Annotated in this window: 23 protein-coding genes and 1 pseudogene; 13 read left to right on the top strand and 11 right to left on the bottom strand. The window is 58.3% G+C overall.

What is annotated here, in order from left to right; genetic code table 11:
• The first annotated feature begins 172 nt into the window (after positions 1-172).
• On the top strand, positions 173-964 hold the full coding sequence (locus ACXAH8_RS04125) for an FAD binding domain-containing protein (RefSeq protein ID WP_475216248.1): 792 nt from the start codon (positions 173-175) through the stop codon (positions 962-964).
• A 50-nt stretch (positions 965-1,014) separates the two neighbouring features.
• Here ACXAH8_RS04125 and ACXAH8_RS04120 read toward each other — a convergent pair whose 3' ends face one another.
• Positions 1,015-1,860 carry a MurR/RpiR family transcriptional regulator gene (locus ACXAH8_RS04120; protein ID WP_475216246.1) on the bottom strand — a complete coding sequence of 282 codons (846 nt, stop codon included), beginning with the start codon at positions 1,858-1,860 and terminating at the stop codon, positions 1,015-1,017.
• Between the two features lie 143 nt (positions 1,861-2,003).
• Between ACXAH8_RS04120 and ACXAH8_RS04115 the strand changes: the two genes are divergently transcribed.
• From ACXAH8_RS04115 to ACXAH8_RS04105, 3 genes are all read left to right on the top strand, one after another.
• Entirely contained in the window at positions 2,004-2,756 is a 753-nt protein-coding gene (locus ACXAH8_RS04115) for a beta-keto acid cleavage family enzyme (RefSeq protein ID WP_475216243.1), read from the top strand.
• On the top strand, positions 2,753-4,069 hold the full coding sequence (locus ACXAH8_RS04110) for an aspartate aminotransferase family protein (protein ID WP_475216239.1): 1,317 nt from the start codon (positions 2,753-2,755) through the stop codon (positions 4,067-4,069). Before ACXAH8_RS04115 ends, ACXAH8_RS04110 begins: the two co-directional genes overlap by 4 nt.
• Positions 4,070-4,142: 73 nt before the next feature.
• A complete protein-coding gene (locus tag ACXAH8_RS04105; RefSeq protein WP_475216237.1) occupies positions 4,143-4,532 on the top strand; it encodes a hypothetical protein in 390 nt (129 codons plus the stop codon).
• A 54-nt stretch (positions 4,533-4,586) separates the two neighbouring features.
• Here the strand turns inward: ACXAH8_RS04105 and infC are convergent, their stop codons facing one another.
• From infC to cobA, 7 genes and pseudogenes are all read right to left on the bottom strand, one after another.
• Positions 4,587-5,048 carry a translation initiation factor IF-3 gene (infC, locus tag ACXAH8_RS04100; RefSeq protein ID WP_475216281.1) on the bottom strand — a complete coding sequence of 154 codons (462 nt, stop codon included), beginning with the start codon at positions 5,046-5,048 and terminating at the stop codon, positions 4,587-4,589.
• A gap of 245 nt (positions 5,049-5,293) precedes the next feature.
• Positions 5,294-6,145: a ferredoxin--NADP reductase gene (locus ACXAH8_RS04095; protein WP_475216235.1), complete on the bottom strand. Its 852-nt coding sequence runs from the start codon at positions 6,143-6,145 to the stop codon at positions 5,294-5,296.
• Between the two features lie 106 nt (positions 6,146-6,251).
• Positions 6,252-6,659 (bottom strand): DUF934 domain-containing protein, encoded by a 408-nt coding sequence (locus ACXAH8_RS04090; RefSeq protein WP_475216233.1) that lies wholly within the window; start codon positions 6,657-6,659, stop codon positions 6,252-6,254.
• Entirely contained in the window at positions 6,656-7,417 is a 762-nt protein-coding gene (locus ACXAH8_RS04085) for a phosphoadenylyl-sulfate reductase (RefSeq protein ID WP_475216229.1), read from the bottom strand. Before ACXAH8_RS04085 ends, ACXAH8_RS04090 begins: the two co-directional genes overlap by 4 nt.
• A complete protein-coding gene (locus ACXAH8_RS04080; RefSeq protein WP_475216227.1) occupies positions 7,407-9,071 on the bottom strand; it encodes a nitrite/sulfite reductase in 1,665 nt (554 codons plus the stop codon). Before ACXAH8_RS04080 ends, ACXAH8_RS04085 begins: the two co-directional genes overlap by 11 nt.
• A 65-nt stretch (positions 9,072-9,136) precedes the next feature.
• Positions 9,137-9,451, bottom strand: coding sequence for a DUF2849 domain-containing protein (locus ACXAH8_RS04075; protein WP_170373575.1), 315 nt, complete (start codon positions 9,449-9,451; stop codon positions 9,137-9,139).
• Positions 9,451-10,197 (bottom strand): annotated as a pseudogene (gene cobA / locus ACXAH8_RS04070) (uroporphyrinogen-III C-methyltransferase); the annotation flags it as partial. The pseudogene cobA and the gene ACXAH8_RS04075, both read right to left, overlap by 1 nt.
• Positions 10,198-10,368: 171 nt before the next feature.
• On the opposite strand from cobA, the gene ACXAH8_RS04065 reads away from it, so the two are divergent.
• The 7 genes from ACXAH8_RS04065 (at position 10,369) to ACXAH8_RS04035 (ending at position 18,069) form a co-directional block, all read left to right on the top strand.
• Positions 10,369-10,848: an Lrp/AsnC family transcriptional regulator gene (locus ACXAH8_RS04065; RefSeq protein WP_170373577.1), complete on the top strand. Its 480-nt coding sequence runs from the start codon at positions 10,369-10,371 to the stop codon at positions 10,846-10,848.
• Between the two features lie 269 nt (positions 10,849-11,117).
• Positions 11,118-12,851, top strand: coding sequence for a sensor histidine kinase (locus ACXAH8_RS04060; RefSeq protein WP_475216223.1), 1,734 nt, complete (start codon positions 11,118-11,120; stop codon positions 12,849-12,851).
• Positions 12,848-14,077 (top strand): sigma-54-dependent transcriptional regulator, encoded by a 1,230-nt coding sequence (locus tag ACXAH8_RS04055; protein ID WP_475216221.1) that lies wholly within the window; start codon positions 12,848-12,850, stop codon positions 14,075-14,077. Before ACXAH8_RS04060 ends, ACXAH8_RS04055 begins: the two co-directional genes overlap by 4 nt.
• A 355-nt stretch (positions 14,078-14,432) precedes the next feature.
• The gene (locus ACXAH8_RS04050; protein ID WP_170458080.1) at positions 14,433-15,434 is read left to right on the top strand and encodes a DctP family TRAP transporter solute-binding subunit; all 1,002 of its coding nucleotides are present in this window, start codon (positions 14,433-14,435) and stop codon (positions 15,432-15,434) included.
• 115 nt (positions 15,435-15,549) lie between these two features.
• Positions 15,550-16,227 carry a TRAP transporter small permease gene (locus ACXAH8_RS04045; protein ID WP_475216219.1) on the top strand — a complete coding sequence of 226 codons (678 nt, stop codon included), beginning with the start codon at positions 15,550-15,552 and terminating at the stop codon, positions 16,225-16,227.
• Complete coding sequence (locus tag ACXAH8_RS04040; RefSeq protein WP_170467161.1) at positions 16,227-17,603, top strand: TRAP transporter large permease; 1,377 nt, start codon at positions 16,227-16,229, stop codon at positions 17,601-17,603. Before ACXAH8_RS04045 ends, ACXAH8_RS04040 begins: the two co-directional genes overlap by 1 nt.
• A gap of 154 nt (positions 17,604-17,757) precedes the next feature.
• Positions 17,758-18,069 carry a DMT family transporter gene (locus tag ACXAH8_RS04035; RefSeq protein WP_170373583.1) on the top strand — a complete coding sequence of 104 codons (312 nt, stop codon included), beginning with the start codon at positions 17,758-17,760 and terminating at the stop codon, positions 18,067-18,069.
• A gap of 6 nt (positions 18,070-18,075) precedes the next feature.
• On the opposite strand, the gene tpiA is transcribed toward ACXAH8_RS04035, so the two are convergent.
• Positions 18,076-18,825 (bottom strand): triose-phosphate isomerase, encoded by a 750-nt coding sequence (gene tpiA, locus ACXAH8_RS04030; protein ID WP_475216216.1) that lies wholly within the window; start codon positions 18,823-18,825, stop codon positions 18,076-18,078.
• A gap of 127 nt (positions 18,826-18,952) precedes the next feature.
• Here tpiA and ACXAH8_RS04025 point away from each other — a divergent pair, with 127 nt between their 5' ends.
• Entirely contained in the window at positions 18,953-19,864 is a 912-nt protein-coding gene (locus ACXAH8_RS04025) for an isopenicillin N synthase family dioxygenase (protein WP_475216214.1), read from the top strand.
• Here ACXAH8_RS04025 and ACXAH8_RS04020 read toward each other — a convergent pair.
• Positions 19,861-20,226: a HesB/IscA family protein gene (locus ACXAH8_RS04020; RefSeq protein ID WP_170467154.1), complete on the bottom strand. Its 366-nt coding sequence runs from the start codon at positions 20,224-20,226 to the stop codon at positions 19,861-19,863. The genes ACXAH8_RS04025 and ACXAH8_RS04020 overlap by 4 nt on opposite strands.
• A gap of 188 nt (positions 20,227-20,414) precedes the next feature.
• Between ACXAH8_RS04020 and ACXAH8_RS04015 the strand changes: the two genes are divergently transcribed.
• Positions 20,415-20,771 (top strand): hypothetical protein, encoded by a 357-nt coding sequence (locus tag ACXAH8_RS04015; RefSeq protein WP_475216212.1) that lies wholly within the window; start codon positions 20,415-20,417, stop codon positions 20,769-20,771.
• A gap of 215 nt (positions 20,772-20,986) precedes the next feature.
• Here the strand turns inward: ACXAH8_RS04015 and ACXAH8_RS04010 are convergent, their stop codons facing one another.
• Positions 20,987-21,349: an SUF system Fe-S cluster assembly protein gene (locus ACXAH8_RS04010; protein ID WP_170458085.1), complete on the bottom strand. Its 363-nt coding sequence runs from the start codon at positions 21,347-21,349 to the stop codon at positions 20,987-20,989.
• Positions 21,350-21,432: the final 83 nt, after the last annotated feature.

The raw sequence follows: 21,432 nt of genomic DNA, 5'->3' as shown, positions 1-21,432 counted from the left end.
ACTCGGGCGGCAAGGCGGTGGATCACATCGACATGCCGGTGAGCCCGTCGCGCGTTTGGGCGGCGATGAACAGCTGAGTTGAGAGGGTGGACCGGGGGCCAGCCCCCGGACCCCCGAGGTATTTTTAGCCAGATGAAGAGCGGATTTGCGCTCTTCGGAAAGGAAAAGCGGAATGTACAGTTTCGAGTTTGAGAAGCCCTCGAGCATTGCCGACGCGGTTGCCGCGTTGGGGGCCGAGGATGCGCAGCCATTGGGCGGGGGTCAGACGCTGATCCCGACGCTGAAGCAGCGCCTGGCGGCGCCATCGGTGCTGGTCAGCATGGGTGGGATTGCCGAGATGCAGGGTGTCTGCGTCGAGGATGACGGCTCGGTCGTCATTGGCGGGGCGACGCCCCATGCCACGGTGGCGCGTGAGGCGGCGGGGTCGTATCCGGCGCTGGCCGCGCTGGCGGGGCAGATCGGTGATCCGGCGGTGCGCAATCGCGGCACCATTGGCGGGTCGGTGGCCAACAATGATCCGGCGGCCTGTTATCCGGCGGGTGTGCTGGGCTCGGGCGCAACCATCGTGACCAGCGCGCGGCAGATCGCGGCAGATGACTTCTTTCAAGGCATGTTTGCCACCGCGCTGGATGAGGGTGAGATCATCACCTCGGTCCGGTTCCCGGTGCCGCAGGCGGCGAGCTATCAGAAGTTCCTGCAGCCTGCGTCCCGATTTGCATTGGTCGGTGTCTACGTGGCGCGGTTTGCGGATGGTGTCCGCGTGACCGTGACCGGCGCCAGCGAAGACGGCGTGTTCCGGTGGGCGGAGGCCGAAGAGGCCTTGAACAAATCCTTCAGCGTCGAGGCGTTGATGGGGCTGAGTGTCAACCCGATGAACATGATCTCCGATCTGCATGGCAGTAAAGACTACCGCGCGCATTTGGTTGGGGTGATGACGAAACGGGCGGTTCAAGACTGCTCGTAACCGCATAGGCGATAAACTCCAAAGCCCCGGGCAAAACCCCGGGGCTTTTGCTATGGTTTTCTAACCTTCGGTAGCTTTGCAGGTTGCCAATAGGCCCCGGTGTCTTCGCGTGTTTTCTCATAGGCTTCCACGCGGCGCTGTGCGTTTTCTCCACCAGCTGCAAAGAGGTGGCTGAGCAGGCATTCCAGAACGGCCATCGCTCCGGAGAAGCTAGAGAAGTGGTGCATCGACCGCGTGCTGATCTGCAGGCTCAGGTCTGGGCGTATACCGGGTGCGATCATGTCGCTGTCCGAGATCAGGATGATCTTCAAACCTCGGTCCGCGGCGAAGCGCATGGTTCGGATCGTCTCGGACGAATAGGGTCGAACGGTTATGGCCAACAGACAATCATCTGACCCCGCATCCAGCAGATCGTCGGTCGCGGACCCCATGTGACGCGGGATCAGTTGCAAACCCGGATGGGCCATGCGGCCTGCATAGTGGAAGTAATGGGCGAGCGCGTAGCTTGCGCGCGTTGCTGTGATGAAGCAGCGATTGGCGTTTAAGATAAGCCGGATCACGGCGTTTGTTTTCACCGGATCCATCAATCGTAGGGATCTTGCCACGACGTTCATTTCATTGCGCGCAAACCCTGCCTGAGCGGTGTCGAACGAAGGGTCTGTTCGCTCCGCGCTCAACCAATCTTGATCCAAGCGGGTCTCGCCATCCGTGACCAAGGCATTTCGAAAGGGGCTTCGGAAGGCGTTGTAGCTATCAAAGCCCATCCGTTGGGCGAGGCGGACAAGAACGTTTGAGCTGACACCGATCTTCGTCGCGGTCGTGCGGATCGGGTCGAGGCCAAAGTCGCCCGGATGGTCTATCACATATTTGGCTGCCGCCTGTAGTTGCGGCGGCATTTGGTCGATTGATTGCCGGAGAGCAGAGATCAAGGGGTTTAGGGCGTCGGTCATAAAACAGAAGAAAACATATGTTTTGAAAATAGCCAATTGAAAACGAACTGTATGAGCGTAGATCGACCCGAAACAGAACGGAGAGTTTCATGACGTCCGAAGCAGGAAAACCCTATGTCCTTGTTGCCCCCAATGGGGCGCGGCGTGGGCATGCGGATCATCCTCAGCTACCGGTGAGCTTGCGGGAATCCCTTCAAACCGCGCGTGATTGCCATTCGGCCGGAGCGGACGGGCTACATCTGCATGTTCGGGACGCCGAGGGGCGGCACTCTTTGGATGCGGGGCTGTATAGTGAAGCCCTAGGCGAGTTGCGCCAGCAGTTGCCCGGTCTGGAGGTGCAGATCACGACCGAGGCGGCAGGGGTCTATGACGCAGAGGCTCAGTTCGAGTGCTTGCGGCAGGTGCGGCCCATTTGGGCGTCGATCTCTGTGCGCGAGGTCGCGGAGATGGCAGATCGGGTTTACGGCCTGTGCCACGATCAGGGAACGCGGGTACAGCATATCCTCTACGATGCGGAGGACGCGGCTTTGTTGGCGCGATTGCGGGCTGAAGGCGTTGTGAGGGCCGGGCAGGTGGATCGCCTGTTTGTTTTGGGGCGGTATGCGACGGGGCAGGAGTCCTCGCCCGAAGATTTGGATCAGTTTCCGCTTGAGGGTGGTCCGTGGATGCTCTGCGCGTTTGGCACACAGGAACACGCGTGTTTGCTGAAGGCCGCGCGGCAAGGTGGGGATGTGCGCGTCGGGTTTGAGAATAGCCTGACGGATTCCTCGGGCCAGACTTGGCCGAACAACGCGGCTTCGGTTGCAGCACTCGTGTCGTTGATCAAAGGAGAACAAGAATGAGCCATGTGTTTCCTCGCCACACGAAGGCCGAGTTGCCCATCGCGGCAGGCGGCGACGGGTGTTACCTGATTGATGCCAACGGCAAACGCTATCTGGATTGTGGCGACGCGGCCGTGTCTTGTTTGGGGCACTCCAATCGGGCGGTGATCGAGGCTGTTCAGGAGCAGGTTGAACAGATCGCCTTTGCCCATAGTGGCTTTATGACCTCGGAACCGGCAGAAGAGCTGGCCGATCTTTTGATCCAGCATGTGCCGGGCGATTTGGACCGGGTGTATTTCGTCTCAGGCGGCTCCGAGGCGACCGAGGCGGCGATCAAGCTGGCGCGCCAGTATTTCCTTGAGATCGGTCAGCCTGAGCGTCGCCATGTGATCGCGCGGCGTCAAAGCTATCACGGCAATACGCTGGGTGCGCTGTCTGCTGGTGGCAATGCATGGCGGCGGGCACAGTTCGCGCCGATGCTGATCGAGATGACCCATATCTCGGCGTGTTATGAATACGCGGAAAAGCCTGAGGGTGAGAGCAGCTTTGACTACGGTCAGCGCGTTGCGAATGAGTTGGAGCAGGAGATCCTGCGTCTTGGGCCGGAAACCGTCATGGCGTTCATGGCGGAACCGGTTGTCGGGGCGACCCTCGGGGCCGTTCCGGCGGTCGAGGGGTATTTCAAGCGTATTCGCGAAATTTGTGACCAATACGGGGTTCTGCTGATCCTCGATGAAGTCATGTGTGGAATGGGCCGAACCGGGCATCTGTATGCTTGCGACCACGACGGCGTTGCACCGGATATTCTGTGCATCGCCAAAGGGTTGGGGGCCGGATATCAACCGATTGGGGCGATGCTCTGCACGGATAAAATCTATGATGCGATCCAACAGGGCTCGGGCTTTTTCCAGCATGGTCATACCTATATTGGCCATCCGGTGGCAACGGCTGCGGCCTTGGCGGTGGTTCGTGAATTGACCAGCCGAGACCTGCCCGCCCGAGCCGGTGTGATGGGGGCTAAACTTCAATCAGCGCTGGAAGCGGCTTTTGGGCAGCACGCCCATGTGGGCGATATCCGGGGGCGCGGCCTGTTTCGCGGGATTGAACTGGTCGCGGATCGCGAAAGCAAAACTCCGTTCGATCCGGCGCTGGGGGTGGCTGCAAAGATCAAAAAGGCTGCGATGGCCGAGGGGTTGATCTGCTATCCGATGTCGGGGACGCGCGACGGTAAGGCCGGAGATCACATCCTTTTGGCTCCGCCCTTCATCATCGAAGAGGAGCAGATGGACGAGCTTGTCGCCAAGCTTGGCCGGGCGATCGCCGCTGTGATCTGACAATCCCGTGACAGCCCTTTTCGCGCCACGCAGTTTCGCTAAGTTTGGCGCGAACTGAAAAAAGGTCGCGACCATGGTGCAGGATATTTGGCAGAGTTTCCGAGGGTTACCCTTTTGGGTGCAAATCTGGGTGGCCGTGATTTTGGTTCCGGTCAACCTGATGCCGCTGTTCTTTCTGGACCAGCCGCAGGGGGTTTTGATTGCCGCTCTTGCAATCACGGGGATGGCGTTGAACCTGCCGATCATGATTGCTGCGCGTGGGATGAGCGGGGCAATGGCCCTGCCGCATCTCCTGTGCTGGGTTCCGCTGGTGATTGTGGTTGCAGGGATGCTGAGCGCAGCAGAAACGCTCAACCCGGCCTACATTCGATTCCTGTGGCTGCTGCTGATTGTCGATGTCATCTCGTTGATTTTCGACGTGCGGGATGCGGCCCGTTGGATGCGCGACCGGAAAGCGGGATGAAAAAAGCCCCTTCGGTGGTCGAAGGGGCTTTGGTATTTTCGGTGATGGGCCGAATTACTTCTGTGGCAACGGGCCGATCATCATGATCATCTGACGGCCTTCCATCTTGGGCATATTCTCAACCTTGCCCAGTTCCTTGATGTCTTCGGCAACGCGTTCCAGCAGTTCGCGACCCAAGTTCTGGTGCGCCATCTCACGGCCGCGGAAGCGCAGGGTGACTTTGACCTTGTCGCCCTTTTCCAAGAACTTATAGACGTTCTTCATTTTGACTTCATAGTCATGCGTGTCGGTGTTGGGTCGGAATTTGACCTCTTTCACCTCGATGATCTTTTGTTTCTTGCGGGCTTCGCTTTCGCGTTTCTGCTGTTCGTACTTGAACTTGCCAAAATCCATGATCTTGCAGACCGGCGGGTTCGCATTGGGCGAGATCTCGACCAGATCAAGGCCGGCATCGGCGGCAAGTTGCATGGCTTTGGCGGGATGAACCACCCCGACATTTTCACCTTCGGCACCAATCAGGCGGATTTCGGGGGCACGTATCTTTTCATTGACGCGCGGGCCAGTGTCTCTCTGCGGCGGCGCGTTGTGGGGTCTGCGAGCTATGGGTTCATTCCTTTGATGATTGCAGAATTTCGAGGTGGGAATTTAGACGGGTGCGCGCAGTGTTTCAAGCAGCATAAAGGCTTAAAGACTGGAATTTCCCAAGATTGAACACAGGAAACAGCTGGCCGGGACCCGATGGACCCGGCCAAATAGGTTGATCAGCCTACAAATGCTTTTTCGATTACGAACTCTTTGGGCTCCGAGTTTGCACCTTCGCGCAGGCCGAATTCCTCTAGGATTTCCTTGATGTCCAAGTTGAATGCCAGCGAACCGCAGACCATCGCACGGTCGGTTTCCGGCTTGATACCGCCTTCGATCCCCAGATCGGCAAACACGGTGCCGTCTTTCAGCAGGTTTGTGATGCGGCCCATCTTTGGGCTCTCTTCCCGGGTCGTTGTTGGGTAGTAGCGGATCTTTTCGGCAAAGCCTTCGCCAATCAGTTCGGCCAGCATTTCGTCCTGACGGATGTTTTCGATCAACTGGCGGCCATATTCCAGCTCGGCCACTTCGCGGCAGGTATGGGTGATGATCACTTCGTCATAGTCCTCATAGGTCTGAGGCTCGCGCAGCAGCGAGGCGAAGGGGGCAAAGCCGGTGCCGGTGGCGAAGAACCACAGGCGTTTGCCGGGCAGCAGGGCGTCATGCACCAGCGTGCCCACGGGTTTGGGTCGCAGGATGATCTGATCGCCGGGCTGGATGTGCTGCAGCTTCGAGGTCAGCGGGCCGTCCTGTACCTTGATCGAGTAGAATTCCAGCTCTTCGTCCCAGGACGGAGACGCAATCGAGTAGGCGCGCAGCAGCGGTTTCTGCCGACCGGTTTTGGGATCAGGATCGCCCATCAGGCCGATCATCACGAACTCACCCGAGCGGAAACGCAGCGTCGCAGGGCGCGACACCCGGAACGAGAACAGGCTGTCGGTCCAGTGTTTGACCTCGGTCACGGTCTGGGCGTCCGGCAGAACGGGGGCCTTTACGGCGGTTGCTTCACTCACGGGCTTCATCTCTGTCATCGTTTCGCTATCGGTCTGCTAAACCGACATCTCCGTTTAATCTTTGATCCAAGTCAGGAAAAGGGGCGAAATGCCCCTTTCGTGTCACAAGCTGGCGATGGCGGGGTCAGCCCCGCAGGCGGGCCTGGTAGTTGTTTTCTTCCCAGTTGGCGCGGGTCAACCACTGATCTTCGGGCTGGCGCGCGGCGAGGGCGTCGTCGATCTCGACCTCGTCAAAACCGCTGCGGCGGGCCATGGCGTATTGATCGGCCAGAACGTGCCCTTTGGCGCGCAAACGGCCCGTATAGCCTTTCAGGCGCAACACGCGGGCAATGGTGAAACCGCGACCATCCGCCGAGGACGGGAAGTCCACCCGCACCATCTGTGCATTGCCAAGGCGCTCGACCAGCTCATCGGGGTCGGTATCCGAGGCCACATCAAGCGCCACAACATCATTGGCCGCGTCCTCAAGCGTGACAAAGCCGTCGGTCCAATCATCGGGGGAGAACCCCTCATCCGATACAATTACGTTCATGTTATCTCTCCGGCGCGCACCATTTTGCCATCGACAAAATGGATGCCGCATTCCTCTTTGTTCTGGTCGCGCCAACGTCCGGCGCGGGGGTCTTCGCCTTCCTTGACCGGTGAGGTGCAGGGCGCACAGCCGATCGAGGGGTAACCTTTAGCCACTAGCGGATGGCGGGGCAGGTTGTTTTCATCCATGTAGGCGCGCACGTCCTCGGGCGCCCAATGGGCCAGCGGGTTGACCTTGATCCGGCCTGTGCCGTCCTCGACCTCAAAGAACTCGAGCGCGGCGCGGGTGCCCGCCTGAAACCGCTTGCGACCGGTGATCCAACCGCAATAGCCGGTCAAGGCCTGTTGCAGCGGGAAGGTCTTGCGCAGGTTGCAGCACGCATCCGTATCCCGCAGACGCAGCGCGCCATAGGGGTCCTCACGCTGGATGTCCTCATCCTCGGCGCGGATGATCTTGACGTTCTTCAGGCCGAGGCGTTCGCTGACATCCTGTTGATATTCAAGCGTTTCCGCAAACAACATCATGGTGTCGACAAAAAGAACCGGCGTCATCTGGTCGACGACGGCAGCCATGTGCAACAGAACAACCGACTCGGCCCCAAAGCTTGAAACCAGAGCCAGATCGTCGATTTCCTCAATAGCTCCGTGCATGACATCATGCGCCGAGTGATGGCGGAACCGGGCGTTCAGCGCGTTGACCTTTTCGGTCAGTTCAGCGCGATCTTTACCCAGTTCCGTCTGGATCAGATCAAGCGGCATTGGCCTGTGCCTCGGGGTAGAGTGCAGCCTTGAAGGGCGCCATACCGACACGGCGGTAGGTTTCCAGGAAGGTTTCTTCAGCGCTCTCCCGCTGGTTCAGATAAGTGTCGACGATGCGCTCGACGGCCGGAACGATCTCATCATAAGCAAAGCCGGGACCTGTGCGGTCGCCGATGGCCGCGGTCTCGGTACCGTCGCCACCCAGCGTAATCTGGTAGTTCTCGACGCCAGCGCGATCCAGACCCAGAATGCCGATATGGCCGACATGGTGGTGACCACAGGCGTTGATGCAGCCCGAGATCTTGATCTTCAGGTGGCCGATATCATGCTCCAGCTTCAACTCATCAAAACGGGTCGCGATCTGTTCTGCAACCGGGATCGAGCGGGCTGTCGCCAGCGCACAATAATCCATGCCGGGGCAGGCGATGATGTCGCTGATCAGGCCGATATTGGCTGTGGCCAGCTCGTGCTCTTTCAACTTGGCGTGGATCGCGGGCAGGTCCGATTTGTGGACATGCGGCAGGATCACGTTCTGCTCATGGCTGATGCGCAGTTCGTCATAGGCGAACTCTTCGGCCAGATCGGCCATCACACGCATCTGCTCGGCGGTTGCATCGCCCGGCGTTTTCCCGTGCTTCTTGATCGAGATCGTGACGATCGCGTGATCCGCATTCTTGTGCGGCGCGATGTTGGTGTCGACCCACGACCGGAAGACCGGATCGTTGGTGTAGGCGGACTCAAACGACGCAACCGAAGCTTCGCGGAAGTCTGGCGCTGCAAAATGATCCTTGATCTCTTCCAGCAGCGCCATGTCGGCGCCTTTGAACTGCGGGCGTACCTGCAAGAAGCGCTCGTTGACTTTGGCGCGGATGGCGTCGATGCCATGCTCGTGCACGGTGATCTTGATCCGTGCTTTGTATTTGTTGTCACGGCGACCGATCTGGTTCCACACGGAAACGGTAGCCTCAAGATAGGCCAGCAGGTCGTCAAAGGCGACGAACTCAGACAGTTCCTTACCGATCATGGGTGTACGGCCCAGACCGCCACCTACGATCACGCGGGCGCCCAGAACGCCGTCACGCTCAACCAGTTGAAGGCCGATATCGTGCGCTTTGATCACGGCGCGGTCGTTTTCCGAGCCCGTGATGGCGATCTTGAACTTACGCGGCATGAACTGGAATTCCGGGTGGTCAGTCGACCACTGGCGCAGCAGTTCGGCATATGGGCGTGGGTCAGCGATTTCATCCGCGGCAGCACCGGCAAAGTGGTCGGCTGTCACGTTACGGATCGTGTTGCCCGAGGTCTGAATGGCGTGCATGCCAACTTCGGCCAGCGCGTCCAGCATATCCGGCACGTCTTTCAGTTTCGGCCAGTTGTACTGGATGTTCTGACGGGTGGTGAAATGGCCATAGCCCTTGTCCCATTTCTCGGCCAGAAGTGCCAGTTGGCGCATCTGTGCGCTGGAGAGCGTGCCGTAGGGAATGGCAACCCGCAACATATAGGCGTGCAGCTGCAGATACAGGCCGTTCATCAGGCGCAGCGGCTTGAATTCATCCTCGGTCAGCGAGCCGTCGATGCGGCGTTCGACCTGTGCGCGGAACTGACGGTTGCGCTCGGCCAGGAATGCTGTGTCAAACTCGGAGTAGCGATACATGTGTAGCTGTCCTTAAATGCAGCCCCGAAACCTTGGGGCCTTAATGGGGAGAAAGGGGCCGGAGGTCAGGCCCGGGGCTGCGACTGTGTTTCCTGCTTGCCATGGGCATAGTTCGAGGGTCCGGTGCGGCGGAACTCCTCTCGGAAATGGGTGGGTTCGGGGCCGTTTTCACCGGCGACTGCATCGGCCAGATATGCGCCGACGATCTTGTTCGCCTGACGCGCGGCGTCCAGCAAACGGACCTGCGCATGGGCCTCATCGGTGATCAGCTCGGCCTCGGACAGTTCACGCGACCAGCGGTCATCTTCGGTCTGATATATCACGTCACCTTCGAGCAGATCGTTGGCGGTGACGACTTTGGGGGTAAAAGCGCGGGCCATCAGGCATGCTCCTTTTTGAATTCGGTCAGGGCCAGGGCCGCTTGGCGCGGAGCGAGACCATAAAACATGAGGGCTGGGCCGTTCATCTCGGCAGCAGCCAGATCCTTGGGTAAACGGTCCAGATTGGTTTCCAGAATGCGTTGATCAGGGCGCGAGGCGTTCTCGATCAGCGTCACAGGCGTCTGACGGTCGGCACCGTGCATGATCAGGCGGCCCTGAATGAACCGCGCTGATTTCTTGCCCATGTAGACCGCCGCAACTGATCCCTCGCGTGCAAGAGCCGCCCAGTCGTGATCCGCGAACCCCTTCATATCGTGGCCGGTCAGAAACCGAACCGAGGAGTTGCGACCACGACGCGTTAGGCTTTGACCGATCCCGGCCACGGCGGCAGATGCTGCAGTGATACCCGGAACGATCTGCCACGAGATACCTGCGGCCGCAACAGCCTCAATTTCTTCATCCAGACGCCCGAACACGGTCGGGTCGCCCGATTTCAAACGCACAATACGTTGGCCCTTAAGGGCGTGAGAAACAAGCAGTGCGTCGATGTCTTCCTGTTTCCACGAAGGCCCGAAACCGGCCTTGCCAACATCGACCAGAATTGCGGACTGACCAGCCAGTTTCAGAACCTCTGCGCTGATTAGGCGATCATGCAGCACGACATCGGCCCGCTCAAAGGCTTTGACTGCCTTGAGCGTGAGCAAATCCAGATCACCGGGTCCTGCGCCGACAAAATCGACATGTCCCAGGTTCTTTTGTGACTCCGACTGCGTCATCTTCTGTTCCAGTTGGTTTGACTTGTCCTGATATATAGGAAATATTCCCGGTAATGCGCCATATGCCGCGCTAAATAAGAACGTACGTTCTTTAGAATCGAGAATTTGGAACGCTGGTTTCGAAACGTAAGGAAAATTGGAATGTCGGTGCGAATAGACGACACAGATCGGAAAATTCTGGCTGAACTGCAGCGCGATGCCAGCCAATCTCTGGACGAAATAGCGGCGCAGGTCGGCAGTTCCAAGACGCCTGTGTGGAATCGAATCCGCAAGTTGAAGGGGGCCGGAATCATCGGTCAGCAGACCGTTTTGCTTGATGCTGAAGCGCTTGGTTTCGAGGCCACGTTCTTCGTCTTGATCCGGACCTCTGAGCATGAGGCCGAATGGCAGCGCAAGTTCCTGAAGGCCCTGCGTGATCAACCTGAAGTCCAAGAAGCCCATCGGCTGGCAGGGGACATCGACTACATCTTGAAAGTGAGGGTCAAGAATGCCCGCGCCTATGATCAGTTCTACCAACAGCTGATATCAGAGGTGCGTGTTCACAACGTGACCGCCCTTTTGTCGATGGAAGAGATCAAGTCGACCACGATGCTGCCTCTCAACGCTTTGGTGGAGAGCTAGCAATAGATTGGGGGCGCTGCCCCCGCCGCCCCTGAAGGGGCGACCCCCCCCCCGAGGTATTTTTAGCCAGATGAATAAAGCATCCCATGCTTCATCTGGCCCTAAATATCCCCGCCGGAGGCATCGTGCGGTAGCGAGGTTTTCTTGAATCTTTTGCCCGCCCGGAGGCTGATTTATTTCGTCTTTGCGGCGGGATGCAGTCTGGCACGAAGCTTTTTGGAAGTTGTGCAGACTTGCCATAAGACGCCGCCAATGCAAGACCGTAGGACATGCAGCGTATTTTGGTCATTGCCGGATTTCTACTGATGGTCGGAGTTTTGTCTTCGACTGTATGGTCCTATGGCTACCGGCAGGCTGTGTTTCAACTCAGCGAGAAGGCCGAGGCGGATCTGGATCTGGCGGCGGATAGGTTGACCACTCAGTTGCAGGTATATCAGGAACTGGCGGTGCTTATGGCCAGCCACCCAGTGCTTGAGGATCTGGATACACTATCCGGACGCGCCACCGCGCAGGCGTTGCTGTTGGAGGTCTCGGACAAAACGGCGGCGGTCGACGTTCTTTATGCCGACCGGTCCGGGACGGTTCTGGCGTCTGCACACGAAGGCGTCGCCGTCTCAGTCCAAGACAATCCAGCCTTCACACGCGCCATGCAAGGGGCACTGGGAAGTGCACATGGTATTCTGCCAGCAGCTGGTAGACGCATATTCACCTATGCTGCACCCGATTTCGATGAGAGTGGTTCGGTGATCGGGGCTTTGATCGTGATTGCCGACGTTGAGGATATCGAACAAACTTGGCGAGGCAGCACAGAAGCGGTGTTCTTTGTTGACCACTCCGGTCTGGTCTTCATTTCGAACCGGCTGGAATTGTTGATGTGGCAACGCGTGGGTGAGGAGGTCGGTTTGACTCCTCCGAATGGCCGGACCGTATCTTTCCAGTCGCGGCGCCTGGGGCCGTATGAACTCTGGACACTGGATTGGAGCCCATATCTACCGCGACGGGCTTTGCATCTTGTCAAGGAATTGCCAGTGATCGGCATGACCGGCGAGGTCTTGATGGATGTCGCTCCGGCCCGGCGATTGGCCCGCTTGCAGGCCGCGACAGTTGCAGCCCTCTGTTTGGCTTTCGGCGCGTTGCTGTTTCTGGCAACCGAGCGCAGGCGAACGCTGACGGAGGCAAACGCGGTGCTGGAAACCCGTGTGGCAAAACGCACCAAGGATCTGACGATAGCAAACGCTGCTCTGCGTCGCGAGATCACAGAGCGGCAGGAGGCCGAAGCCGCCCTAAAACGCGCGCAGGCCGATCTTGTTCAGGCTGGTAAGCTGAGTGCACTCGGACAGATGTCCGCCGGGATCAGTCATGAATTGAACCAGCCATTGATGGCGATCCAGCAGTTTGCCGACAACGGCTCAGCCTTCATGGAGAGAGGGAAATCCGAGAAAGCCGCGGAAAATCTGGGTCGAATTTCTCAGATGGCAGCACGTATGGCGCGGATTATCAAGAACCTGCGCGCATTTGCCCGCAATGAAAGCGAACCGATGGGGCGCGTGGATCTGGTGCAGGTTCTGAACGCTGCTGTCGAGTTGACCGAAGCTCGGCTGCGTTCCGAAAGTGTCTCGTTGGACTGGTCCGCGCCCGAACATACTGTCTTTGCCTGGGGGGGCGAGGTCCGGTTGGTGCAGGTATTTGTGAACCTGATCAACAACGCAGCCGATGCAATGAGCCAACAAGAAGACCGCCGCATTCAGATCGCGATTCATCCGGGTGAAAGGCTCTCGGTTACTGTGCGGGACATCGGGCCGGGGATCGAGAACACGGAAAAGCTGTTTGAGCCATTTTATTCGACCAAGGCCGTCGGCTCTTCAGAGGGGATGGGGCTTGGGCTTTCGATATCCTACGGTCTGGTTCAGAGCTTCGGGGGCAATATCCGTGGTATCAACACGGAAGAAGGGGCAGAGTTCACGGTCGAGCTGGAGCCTTGTGAGAAGGAACAGGCGGCATGAGTCGGGTCGTTTTATTGGTTGATGACGACGCTGCGGTGCGCGAGGCGCTGGCCCAGACCCTCGAACTTGCCGAGTATCAATCGATCGCGGCGGGGTCTTTTGTGGCCGCCAAAGACCACATTCGGGCTGGTTTTCCAGGTGTCATCCTGTCAGATATCCGTATGCCCGGGAGGGATGGGTTTCATCTGCTCAGCTACGCGCAAGAAATCGACCCGGAGTTGCCGGTGGTTTTGCTGACGGGTGAGGGTGACATTCCGATGGCGGTTCAGGCCATGGGGCAGGGGGCCTTCGACTTTCTGGAGAAACCCTGTGCTGCGGCGGACCTTCTGGCGGTGCTCGACCGGGCGTTTGACGCCCGCGCGCATATCATCCAACAACGCGCGCTAAAATCAGAGCTGGAACGCGGAGACCCCGCAGCGCGACTTTTGTTTGGCCTTTCCCCTCAAGCCGAGGCCTTGCGTGAGCGGGTGCGCAGTGTCGCTCCGACTGGTGCCGAAGTGCTGGTCACAGGCCCGGCGGGCAGCGGGATTTCCAAGGTTGCCGAGGTTGTGCATCTGATGTCGCCCGTTGGGCAGGGACCGTTCGTCAAACGCGCGGCGGCCGGATTGAGCGTTCAGGAATTCACCCAAGCCTGCGAAGATGCCAAGGGCGGATCCCTGTTTCTGGACGAGATATCGGTGATGCCGCAGGCTACTCAGTATGAAGCGTTGGATGTGATCGAGCGCGGTGCGGGCGCGCGGATTATTGCGGGCACGACCTCCGACCTGTCTGCGATCTCTGCCGAGGGCCGGTTCAACGCGGATCTCTACTACCGTTTGGATGTGATGCGCGTGCGCATTCCGTCTCTGGCGGAGCGCCCCGAGGATATTCCGACGCTCTTTCGTCACTATGTCGCTCAGGCTGCTGAGCAGGCGGGGATTGCTGAACCGGAAGTATCACCTGAGCATCTTGCGGCATTGATGGCCAGCGATTGGCCGGGTAATGCCCGCTCTTTGATGTCGTCGGCCATGCGTTTTGTTTTGGGGATGCCCGAAGAGGTGGCAGAGGCGACGGATCTGGGCTTGAACGAGCAGATGGCACGGGTGGAACGTTCGTTGCTGATCGCTGCGTTGGGGCGGCACAACGGCAAGGCCTCAGACGCGGCGAAGGCGCTGAAGTTGCCGCGTAAGACGTTCTACGACAAACTGGCGCGATATCAGATTCGACCCGAAGACTACCGGCGATAGAGAGGCCTCCCACCAGCTTTGCCCTCATTTGCATACGGTTACAGCTGTTGGGCCAAGCAGTCCGCCAAGGCGGACTGCGGGTGGTGCCAGAGCGATTCGGGGGTGATTCGAAAAACTGTGCGGGATTCCGCACAGCGTCGTAGAGAGATGTGCGGGATTTCGCACATGTGCGATCATGGTCAAATTCCGTGTTTTAAATTTAGGTTTTAATACGCTGTTTTAAATAGATAAATCCTGACATCCCAAAGTCTGTTACAAATTGTTGTTTCGCCGTGAAGCAGTCGGTTCACTGCCGTCCATACGGTGCCGAGGTGGGGCCGATGAGACACTTCAAGGAAGTCTGGGAGGAAAACAGATGAAATTCCTAACAACAGCAGCCACAGCGCTGGCTTTGACGGTAACGGCGACGGCGGGCATGGCTGCGTGTGACGACGGTGAGATCGTTGTGAAGTTCGCGCATGTGACGAACACCGACAAGCACCCCAAGGGTATCGCTGCCTCGCTGCTGGAACAGCGCGTCAATGACGAGATGCAGGGCGTCATGTGTGTAGAGGTCTATCCGAACTCAACGCTCTACAATGATGACAAGGTTCTTGAGGCGATGCTTCAGGGCGATGTGCAGCTGGCCGCGCCCTCGCTGTCCAAGTTCGAAAAGTTCACCAAGCAGTTCCGCCTGTTTGACCTGCCGTTCATGTTCAAAAACATTGACGCAGTGGATGCCTTCCAGGCCTCGGATGCCGGTCAGGCAATGAAGGACAGCATGCAGCGTCGCGGTTTGCAGGGGCTGGCGTTCTGGCACAATGGCATGAAGCAGATGTCGGCGAACAAGCCGCTGGAAACACCGGCTGATGCAGATGGTCTGAAGTTCCGCGTGCAGTCCTCGGACGTGCTGGTTGCGCAAATGGAAGCTATTGGAGGCAGCCCGCAAAAGATGGCGTTCTCGGAAGTCTACGGCGCTCTGCAACAGGGTGTTGTCGACGGGCAGGAGAACACCTGGTCCAACATCTACGGCAAGAAGTTCTTTGAGGTGCAGGACGGCATCACCGAGACCAACCACGGTATCATCGACTATCTCGTCGTGACCTCGGTGGACTGGCTGGACAGCCTCGACCCGGAAGTGCGTGATCAATTCTTGACCATTCTGGCTGAGGTCACCGAGACCCGCAACAAAGAAGCCTTTGCCGTGAACGAAGCCGCCAAGGCCTCGATCACCGAAGCGGGTGGCATCATTCGTCAACTGACGCCCGAACAGCGTCAGGCTTGGGTCGACACAATGAAGCCGGTTTGGGACCAGTTCGCGGATGACGTAGGTCAGGACAAGATCGACGCCGCTCAGGCCATTAACGCTGGGTTCTGATCCCGGTTCAGGCCGCGCGCTGGGGACTGGGGAGTAATCTGCGCGCAGGCCGGGCGGGCCAAACAAAGGCCCGCCCCAACACTCTCATCATCATAAAAAATGTGGGGACAGATAGATGTCTGGTGCGAAATCCGGCCCGGCTGGGCTGGTCGACCATATCGAAGAAACCCTGATCGCGGTGCTACTTGGCCTGATGACGGCCGTGACCTTTGCCAACGTGATCGCGCGGTTCTTCTTCAACTCGAATATCCTGTGGGCGCTTGAGCTGACGGTCTTCCTGTTTGGGTGGCTGGTGCTTTTGGGGGCGTCATATGCCGTCAAGAAACACGCCCATCTGGGTGTGGATGCGATCCTGAACATGCTGGCCCCTGCGCCGCGCCGGATTCTGGCGCTGATCTCTGTGGCCTGTTGTCTGGCGTTTTCGCTGCTGTTGCTGAAGGGGTCCTATGATTATTGGGCTGTCTTCGCGGATCTGCCGCCAACCTCGGGACGCTGGTTTCCCACGGGTCTGAATTTTGACGCGCGCAGTCAGAGCTTTTACGAGGTTGACGATATCCCGATGATCGCGCCTTTCCGCTTTCTCGAGGACTTGATCAACTACGGCGAATATTACGAGAAGCTGCCCAAAGTTGTTCCTTATTTCATCCTGCCATTGTCGATGTTGCTGCTGGTGATCCGCTTTGCGCAGGTCGCTTTGCAGATCTGGCGGGGTGAGGCGGACCGTCTGGTCGCCAGCCACGAGGTTGAGGATGAGATCGAAGAGGTTCGTGCGCAGCAAGGAGAGCATGACTAATGGACGTTGTACTTCTATTTTCCATGGTCATCGGCCTGCTACTGATCGGGGTTCCGATTGCGGTGGCACTTGGCCTCAGCTCGACCCTGTTCCTGCTGATCTATTCCGACAGCTCACTGGCTTCGGTTGCGGGCACATTGTTCGAGGCGTTCGAGGGGCATTTTACCCTGCTGGCAATCCCGTTCTTCATCCTCGCGTCGTCCTTCATGACGACCGGAGGTGTCGCGAGGCGGATCATCCGTTTCTCGATTGCCTGTGTGGGACACCTTCCGGGCGGTCTGGCGATTGCGGGCGTCTTCGCTTGTATGTTGTTCGCAGCGCTTTCAGGGTCGTCCCCTGCGACTGTTGTTGCCATCGGCTCAATTGTCATCGCAGGGATGCGTCAAGTGGGCTACTCAAAGGAATTCGCCGCTGGTGTGATCTGTAACGCCGGTACGCTGGGTATCCTGATCCCGCCTTCGATTGTGATGGTTGTCTACGCGGCCGCCGTTGAGGTCTCGGTCGGGCGTATGTTCCTTGCAGGGGTTATCCCTGGCCTGATGGCTGGATTGATGCTGATGATCACCATTTACGTCATGGCCAAGGTCAAGAACCTGCCCAAGGGCGATTGGAAAGGCTGGGGTGAGATCTTTGTCTCCGCCCGCGAGGCCGGTTGGGGCCTGTTCCTGATCGTGATCATCCTAGGCGGTATCTACGGGGGCATCTTTACCCCAACCGAGGCCGCTGCGGTGGCTGCTGTCTATGCCTTCTTCATCGCGAGCTTTGTCTACAAGGATATGGGGCCGCTCAGCACCGAGGAAGGCGCGCAGAACCTGTCGCTGCTGAAAAAGCCCTATGCGTTGCTCACGGCTTTCTTCCACCCTGATACCAAGCACACGCTGTTCGAGGCCGGCAAGCTGACCGTCACTCTGTTGTTCGTGATCGCCAACGCGCTGATCCTCAAGCATGTGCTGACGGATGAGCAGGTGCCGCAACATATCGCCAGCGCCATGCTGTCGGCCGGGCTGGGTCCGGTGACTTTCCTGATCGTGGTAAACGTGATCTTGCTGATTGGTGGTCAGTTCATGGAACCCTCGGGCCTGCTGGTGATCGTGGCGCCTCTGGTGTTCCCGATCGCGATCGAGCTGGGCATTGACCCGATCCATCTGGGCATCATCATGGTCGTCAACATGGAGATCGGGATGATCACACCTCCGGTCGGGCTGAACCTGTTCGTGACCTCGGGCGTAGCCGGGATGCCGATGATGGGCGTTGTGAAGGCCGCGCTGCCCTTCCTGGCTGTGCTGTTCGTCTTCCTGATCATGGTGACGTATATTCCGTGGATATCAACCTTCCTGCCCAACACCTTTATGGGGCCGGAAATCATAACCAACTAGAATTGGCTATCGAGCGCGAACCGGGCGAGTTTTCTCGCCCGGTTCTTTCGTGCCTTGAAGATGGGTCGCGAATGCTTAGCTATAGTGTCAGAGGACGACCTCCCCACAAAGGGTGATCATTCGGGACGACCCGAATATCCGAAAGGGGTCCTTGATGTCCTGGATTTTTCTTCTACTTGCCGGCCTGCTGGAAATTGTTTGGGCCGTTGCCATGAAGCAATCGGCCGGTTTCACGCGGCTGTGGCCCACGGCTGTGATGGGCGTGTCGATGATCGGGTCCTTCGCGTTGCTGGCGCTTGCGATGCGAACCCTGCCTCTGGGTACGGCCTATGTTATCTGGACGGGCATTGGCGCGGTGGGCGCGTTTTTAGTTGGCATCATGTTTCTGGGTGAAGCCGTGACCGCCACGCGTATCTGCGCAGCGGTTCTGATTGTCGCGGGCCTAATCACGATGAAACTGGCCTGAGGGCTCTTAGGCGGTTTCCAGCGCTTCAACGATGCCCGAGAAATCGGCTGCTTTCAGGCTGGCCCCACCGACCAACGCGCCATCCACATTGGACACGCCGAAAATCTCGGCCGCGTTGGACGGTTTGACCGAACCACCATAGAGCAGACGCACCGAGCGCCCGACGCCCTCGCCAAAGCGACGTTCAAGCCGGGCGCGGATGAAGTCATGGACCTCGCCGATCTCGTCCAATGTCGGAACCTTGCCGGTACCGATGGCCCAGATCGGCTCATAGGCGACAATCAGGTTCTCACCGGTGGAGCGGTCCGGGATCGACCCCGACATCTGACCTCCGATGATGTCCAGCGTGTTGGCGGCCTCGCGCTGCTCAAGGCTTTCGCCGACGCAGATGATCGCCTGGAGGCCAGCCTCCATCACGGCGTTGGCCTTGGCGCGCACATCTTCGTTCTGTTCGCCATGGTCTTCGCGCCGTTCGGAATGCCCAAGAATCACGGCCGTTGCACCGGCGTCTTTCAGCATCTCGGCACTGGTGTCGCCTGTATGCGCACCCGAGGTTGCGGCGTGGCAATCCTGTCCACCGACGGCAACGCCCGTGCCTTGGGTGCGTTCCGCGGCCCGGTGCAACAGCGTGGCGGGGGGGCAGATCAGGACATCGACGCTGGGCGAGGGGTGTTTCTCGGCGAGCGCGTCCAACTCGCTCAGCGCCGCGCTGGTTCCGTTCATTTTCCAGTTTCCAGCCGCCAGTTTGCGCCGCATCTCCGCGTCTCCCTTGTCGCTATTCTGTGGTTTTGTCCTGCGATATCACCCTTGGTCGGGCCTTACAATTCCGGTTGCAGTTCCGATACTGGAAAGGCAGGGTCCGCGCAGCGATTCCGAGGGTTCCATGATCGACAAACTCAACCTTGAAAAACTGGACAATCAGGACATTGATGAGCTTGCCAGATTGCTGCGGGCCGTCGGGCAGGTGGGGTTTCTGACCGTCGGCAACACTGGGCTTAGCGCTGAGCGGGTTCAGCAGATGATCGAAGCCTACCGCGCCTTTTTCCATTTGCCCGAGCAGGAGAAAAAGTCGGTCGATATGGCGTCAACTGGCTCGAACCGGGGCTGGGGCGCGCCGAAGTCCGAGCAGGTTGATCCAAACGCGAATCCCGATTTCAAGGAAGTGTTCGATTGCGGCTTTGAGCTGCCGCCGGAAAACCCATATCGCGCCGAAAATCTTAGCGTCTATGCGCCCAACCTTTGGCCTGCGAAGCCCGAGGGGTTCCGAGAAGCTATTCAGTCCTACTACATTGACGCCTGCGATGTCGCGATGCGTGTTCTGCGGGCAATTGCGGTTGCTCTGGGGCGCGGCTCGGACAGTTTTGACGACGCGTTTGACACGCCCATGGCGTTGCTACGTGGGAACTACTATCCGCAGCGTCCTGATTGGGCCGGAGAGAAGGATTTCGGCATCGGCGCGCATACCGACTATGGCTGCATAACCCTACTGGCGACCGATGGTACCGCGGGGCTTGAGGTGCGGATGCCCGATTGCAGCTGGGAAAAGGTCGAGGCCGAGCCGGGCGTATTCATCATCAATTTCGGTGAGATGCTGGAATTCTGGACCGCGGGTCGCGTCAAAGCGACCGAGCATCGTGTGGTTGGCGGCACGAATGAGAGGATCTCGGTCCCGCTGTTCTTCAACCCGTCTTACCACACGAATGTGGCACCTCCGACGTCAGGCCAGGTGATCACCGCCGGAGAGCACCTGACACGGCGTTACAACGAGACCTACGTTCACTTGAACGCAAGTTAGGATTGCTGGGCGAGGGTTTCGTCGAATTTGATAGATTCGCCGCAACCGCATGCGTCGACCACGTTGGGGTTCTTGAACTTGAACCCGGATTCCAGCAGCGAGACCTCGTAGTCGATTTCGGTGCCGAACAGGAACATCTGCGCCATTGGGGCAATCATCACGCGCGCACCGTCTTGTTCCACGACCTCGTCATGGGGATCGGCTTCATCCACGTAGTCCATGGTATATTCCATGCCCGCGCAGCCACCTTTCTTCACGCCGATGCGCAGACCGGCATGGCCGCCGGATTTCATCAGGCGGGTGATCTGCTCTGCCGCTTTGGGCGTCATGGTCACGGCTTGTTTGCCGGGGATGCCGAACATCTGAGTCTCCGTCGTCGCGCGATAGATGTAATTTAGGGTCGTCTTTCAGTAGGCTCAAGTCAGTGCGCCCTTAGAAAATGAAATTTGATACTTAGAGCACAATTGTGTCCGTGTTGCTTTCGCGTTGAGTATAGGTTTAGCCTGTTTTTGGATGATCACAGTCACGTGCTTGAGATCAGAGATCCTTCTTGGGAGATTTAAGTAAAATGAACCGGTTAGAACGTTTAGTGAAGGTTTGTTTAGGGGCTTTCTTGGTTGGCGGGACGCTCGCGTCTCTATCAGTTCCAGCTACTGCCGATGAAACTCTGAAACGACATCCTATCAACTGCGCAACCGCCGAAGGCGATCTGCGCGCGATTGCAGCTGAGAAGAAACATGCTGAGGACAAGCAATTGGAAAGCGTTGCCGCCATCACTCCTGCAGGCGCTTTGCTGGGTTTGGTGACGGGGACCGAGGGCAAGCGGTTGCAGATGCTGTCCGGTGACTACATCAAGCAGCTTGACGCGCGATCGGATGAAATCAAGGCCAAGTGCGGGGTAAGCTAGAGTTCAAAAAAAAAAGACCGCCCTCGGGCAAGGGCGGTCCAATTTCGGGGCCGATACCATGGGGGGCGGTGTCTTCCAGTCAGGCCCATTTGCAAGAGCGTTTGGAAATACAAACACTTGCGCCGCATGTGTCCCGCAGAACTGTGACAGTAGCTCTACACTTTGGTAACAGACGGGTTAACCTTTTGTGACAAAGGCTTAGTTGGGTGTTGGCGCTACATAAAGCCCAGCTCAAGCCGCGCTTCGTCTGACATCATTTCCATGCCCCAGGGCGGTTCCCAGGTCAGTTCGACGTCAACTTCCTTCACGCCAGCAACGGGTTCGATGGCTTCCATGATCCACCCTGGCATATCTCCGGCGACGGGGCAGCCCGGGGCGGTCAGAGTCATGATCACCTTGACGGCGTTATCGTCCTTGATGTCGATCGTGTAGATCAGGCCAAGGTCGTAGATATTAACCGGGATTTCCGGGTCAAAGACCGTTCGGCATGCTTCGACCACCTGATCATACAGGGGGTGTTCTATGCTCGATGGCGCAATCAAGGGTGTGCCTTCTAACTGTTCACTCGGGTGAGTCATCTTTGCCTCGGGTCAGTTGCCTGAGTATTTATATAGGGAACAGGTCTGGCAGCGTCCAGTCGTGCAATGACTCTTGGGCACTG

The organism is Ruegeria sp. ABV3_008, from assembly GCF_056161185.1.
Note: the sequence above shows the minus strand (reverse complement) of the source record. Positions and strands in the feature narration are given on the sequence as shown.

What these genes read in the sequence shown, in the direction of transcription:
- ACXAH8_RS04125 (WP_475216248.1), top strand. Translation starts at nt 173, where the DNA reads ATGTACAGTTTCGAGTTTGAGAAGCCCTCGAGCATTGCCGACGCGGTT.
- ACXAH8_RS04120 (WP_475216246.1), bottom strand. Translation starts at nt 1,860, where the DNA reads ATGCCGCCGCAACTACAGGCGGCAGCCAAATATGTGATAGACCATCCG.
- ACXAH8_RS04115 (WP_475216243.1), top strand. Translation starts at nt 2,004, where the DNA reads ATGACGTCCGAAGCAGGAAAACCCTATGTCCTTGTTGCCCCCAATGGG.
- ACXAH8_RS04110 (WP_475216239.1), top strand. Translation starts at nt 2,753, where the DNA reads ATGAGCCATGTGTTTCCTCGCCACACGAAGGCCGAGTTGCCCATCGCG.
- ACXAH8_RS04105 (WP_475216237.1), top strand. Translation starts at nt 4,143, where the DNA reads ATGGTGCAGGATATTTGGCAGAGTTTCCGAGGGTTACCCTTTTGGGTG.
- ACXAH8_RS04095 (WP_475216235.1), bottom strand. Translation starts at nt 6,145, where the DNA reads ATGACAGAGATGAAGCCCGTGAGTGAAGCAACCGCCGTAAAGGCCCCC.
- ACXAH8_RS04090 (WP_475216233.1), bottom strand. Translation starts at nt 6,659, where the DNA reads ATGAACGTAATTGTATCGGATGAGGGGTTCTCCCCCGATGATTGGACC.
- ACXAH8_RS04085 (WP_475216229.1), bottom strand. Translation starts at nt 7,417, where the DNA reads ATGCCGCTTGATCTGATCCAGACGGAACTGGGTAAAGATCGCGCTGAA.
- ACXAH8_RS04080 (WP_475216227.1), bottom strand. Translation starts at nt 9,071, where the DNA reads ATGTATCGCTACTCCGAGTTTGACACAGCATTCCTGGCCGAGCGCAAC.
- ACXAH8_RS04075 (WP_170373575.1), bottom strand. Translation starts at nt 9,451, where the DNA reads ATGGCCCGCGCTTTTACCCCCAAAGTCGTCACCGCCAACGATCTGCTC.
- ACXAH8_RS04065 (WP_170373577.1), top strand. Translation starts at nt 10,369, where the DNA reads ATGTCGGTGCGAATAGACGACACAGATCGGAAAATTCTGGCTGAACTG.
- ACXAH8_RS04060 (WP_475216223.1), top strand. Translation starts at nt 11,118, where the DNA reads ATGCAGCGTATTTTGGTCATTGCCGGATTTCTACTGATGGTCGGAGTT.
- ACXAH8_RS04055 (WP_475216221.1), top strand. Translation starts at nt 12,848, where the DNA reads ATGAGTCGGGTCGTTTTATTGGTTGATGACGACGCTGCGGTGCGCGAG.
- ACXAH8_RS04050 (WP_170458080.1), top strand. Translation starts at nt 14,433, where the DNA reads ATGAAATTCCTAACAACAGCAGCCACAGCGCTGGCTTTGACGGTAACG.
- ACXAH8_RS04045 (WP_475216219.1), top strand. Translation starts at nt 15,550, where the DNA reads ATGTCTGGTGCGAAATCCGGCCCGGCTGGGCTGGTCGACCATATCGAA.
- ACXAH8_RS04040 (WP_170467161.1), top strand. Translation starts at nt 16,227, where the DNA reads ATGGACGTTGTACTTCTATTTTCCATGGTCATCGGCCTGCTACTGATC.
- ACXAH8_RS04035 (WP_170373583.1), top strand. Translation starts at nt 17,758, where the DNA reads ATGTCCTGGATTTTTCTTCTACTTGCCGGCCTGCTGGAAATTGTTTGG.
- tpiA (WP_475216216.1), bottom strand. Translation starts at nt 18,825, where the DNA reads ATGCGGCGCAAACTGGCGGCTGGAAACTGGAAAATGAACGGAACCAGC.
- ACXAH8_RS04025 (WP_475216214.1), top strand. Translation starts at nt 18,953, where the DNA reads ATGATCGACAAACTCAACCTTGAAAAACTGGACAATCAGGACATTGAT.
- ACXAH8_RS04020 (WP_170467154.1), bottom strand. Translation starts at nt 20,226, where the DNA reads ATGTTCGGCATCCCCGGCAAACAAGCCGTGACCATGACGCCCAAAGCG.
- ACXAH8_RS04010 (WP_170458085.1), bottom strand. Translation starts at nt 21,349, where the DNA reads ATGACTCACCCGAGTGAACAGTTAGAAGGCACACCCTTGATTGCGCCA.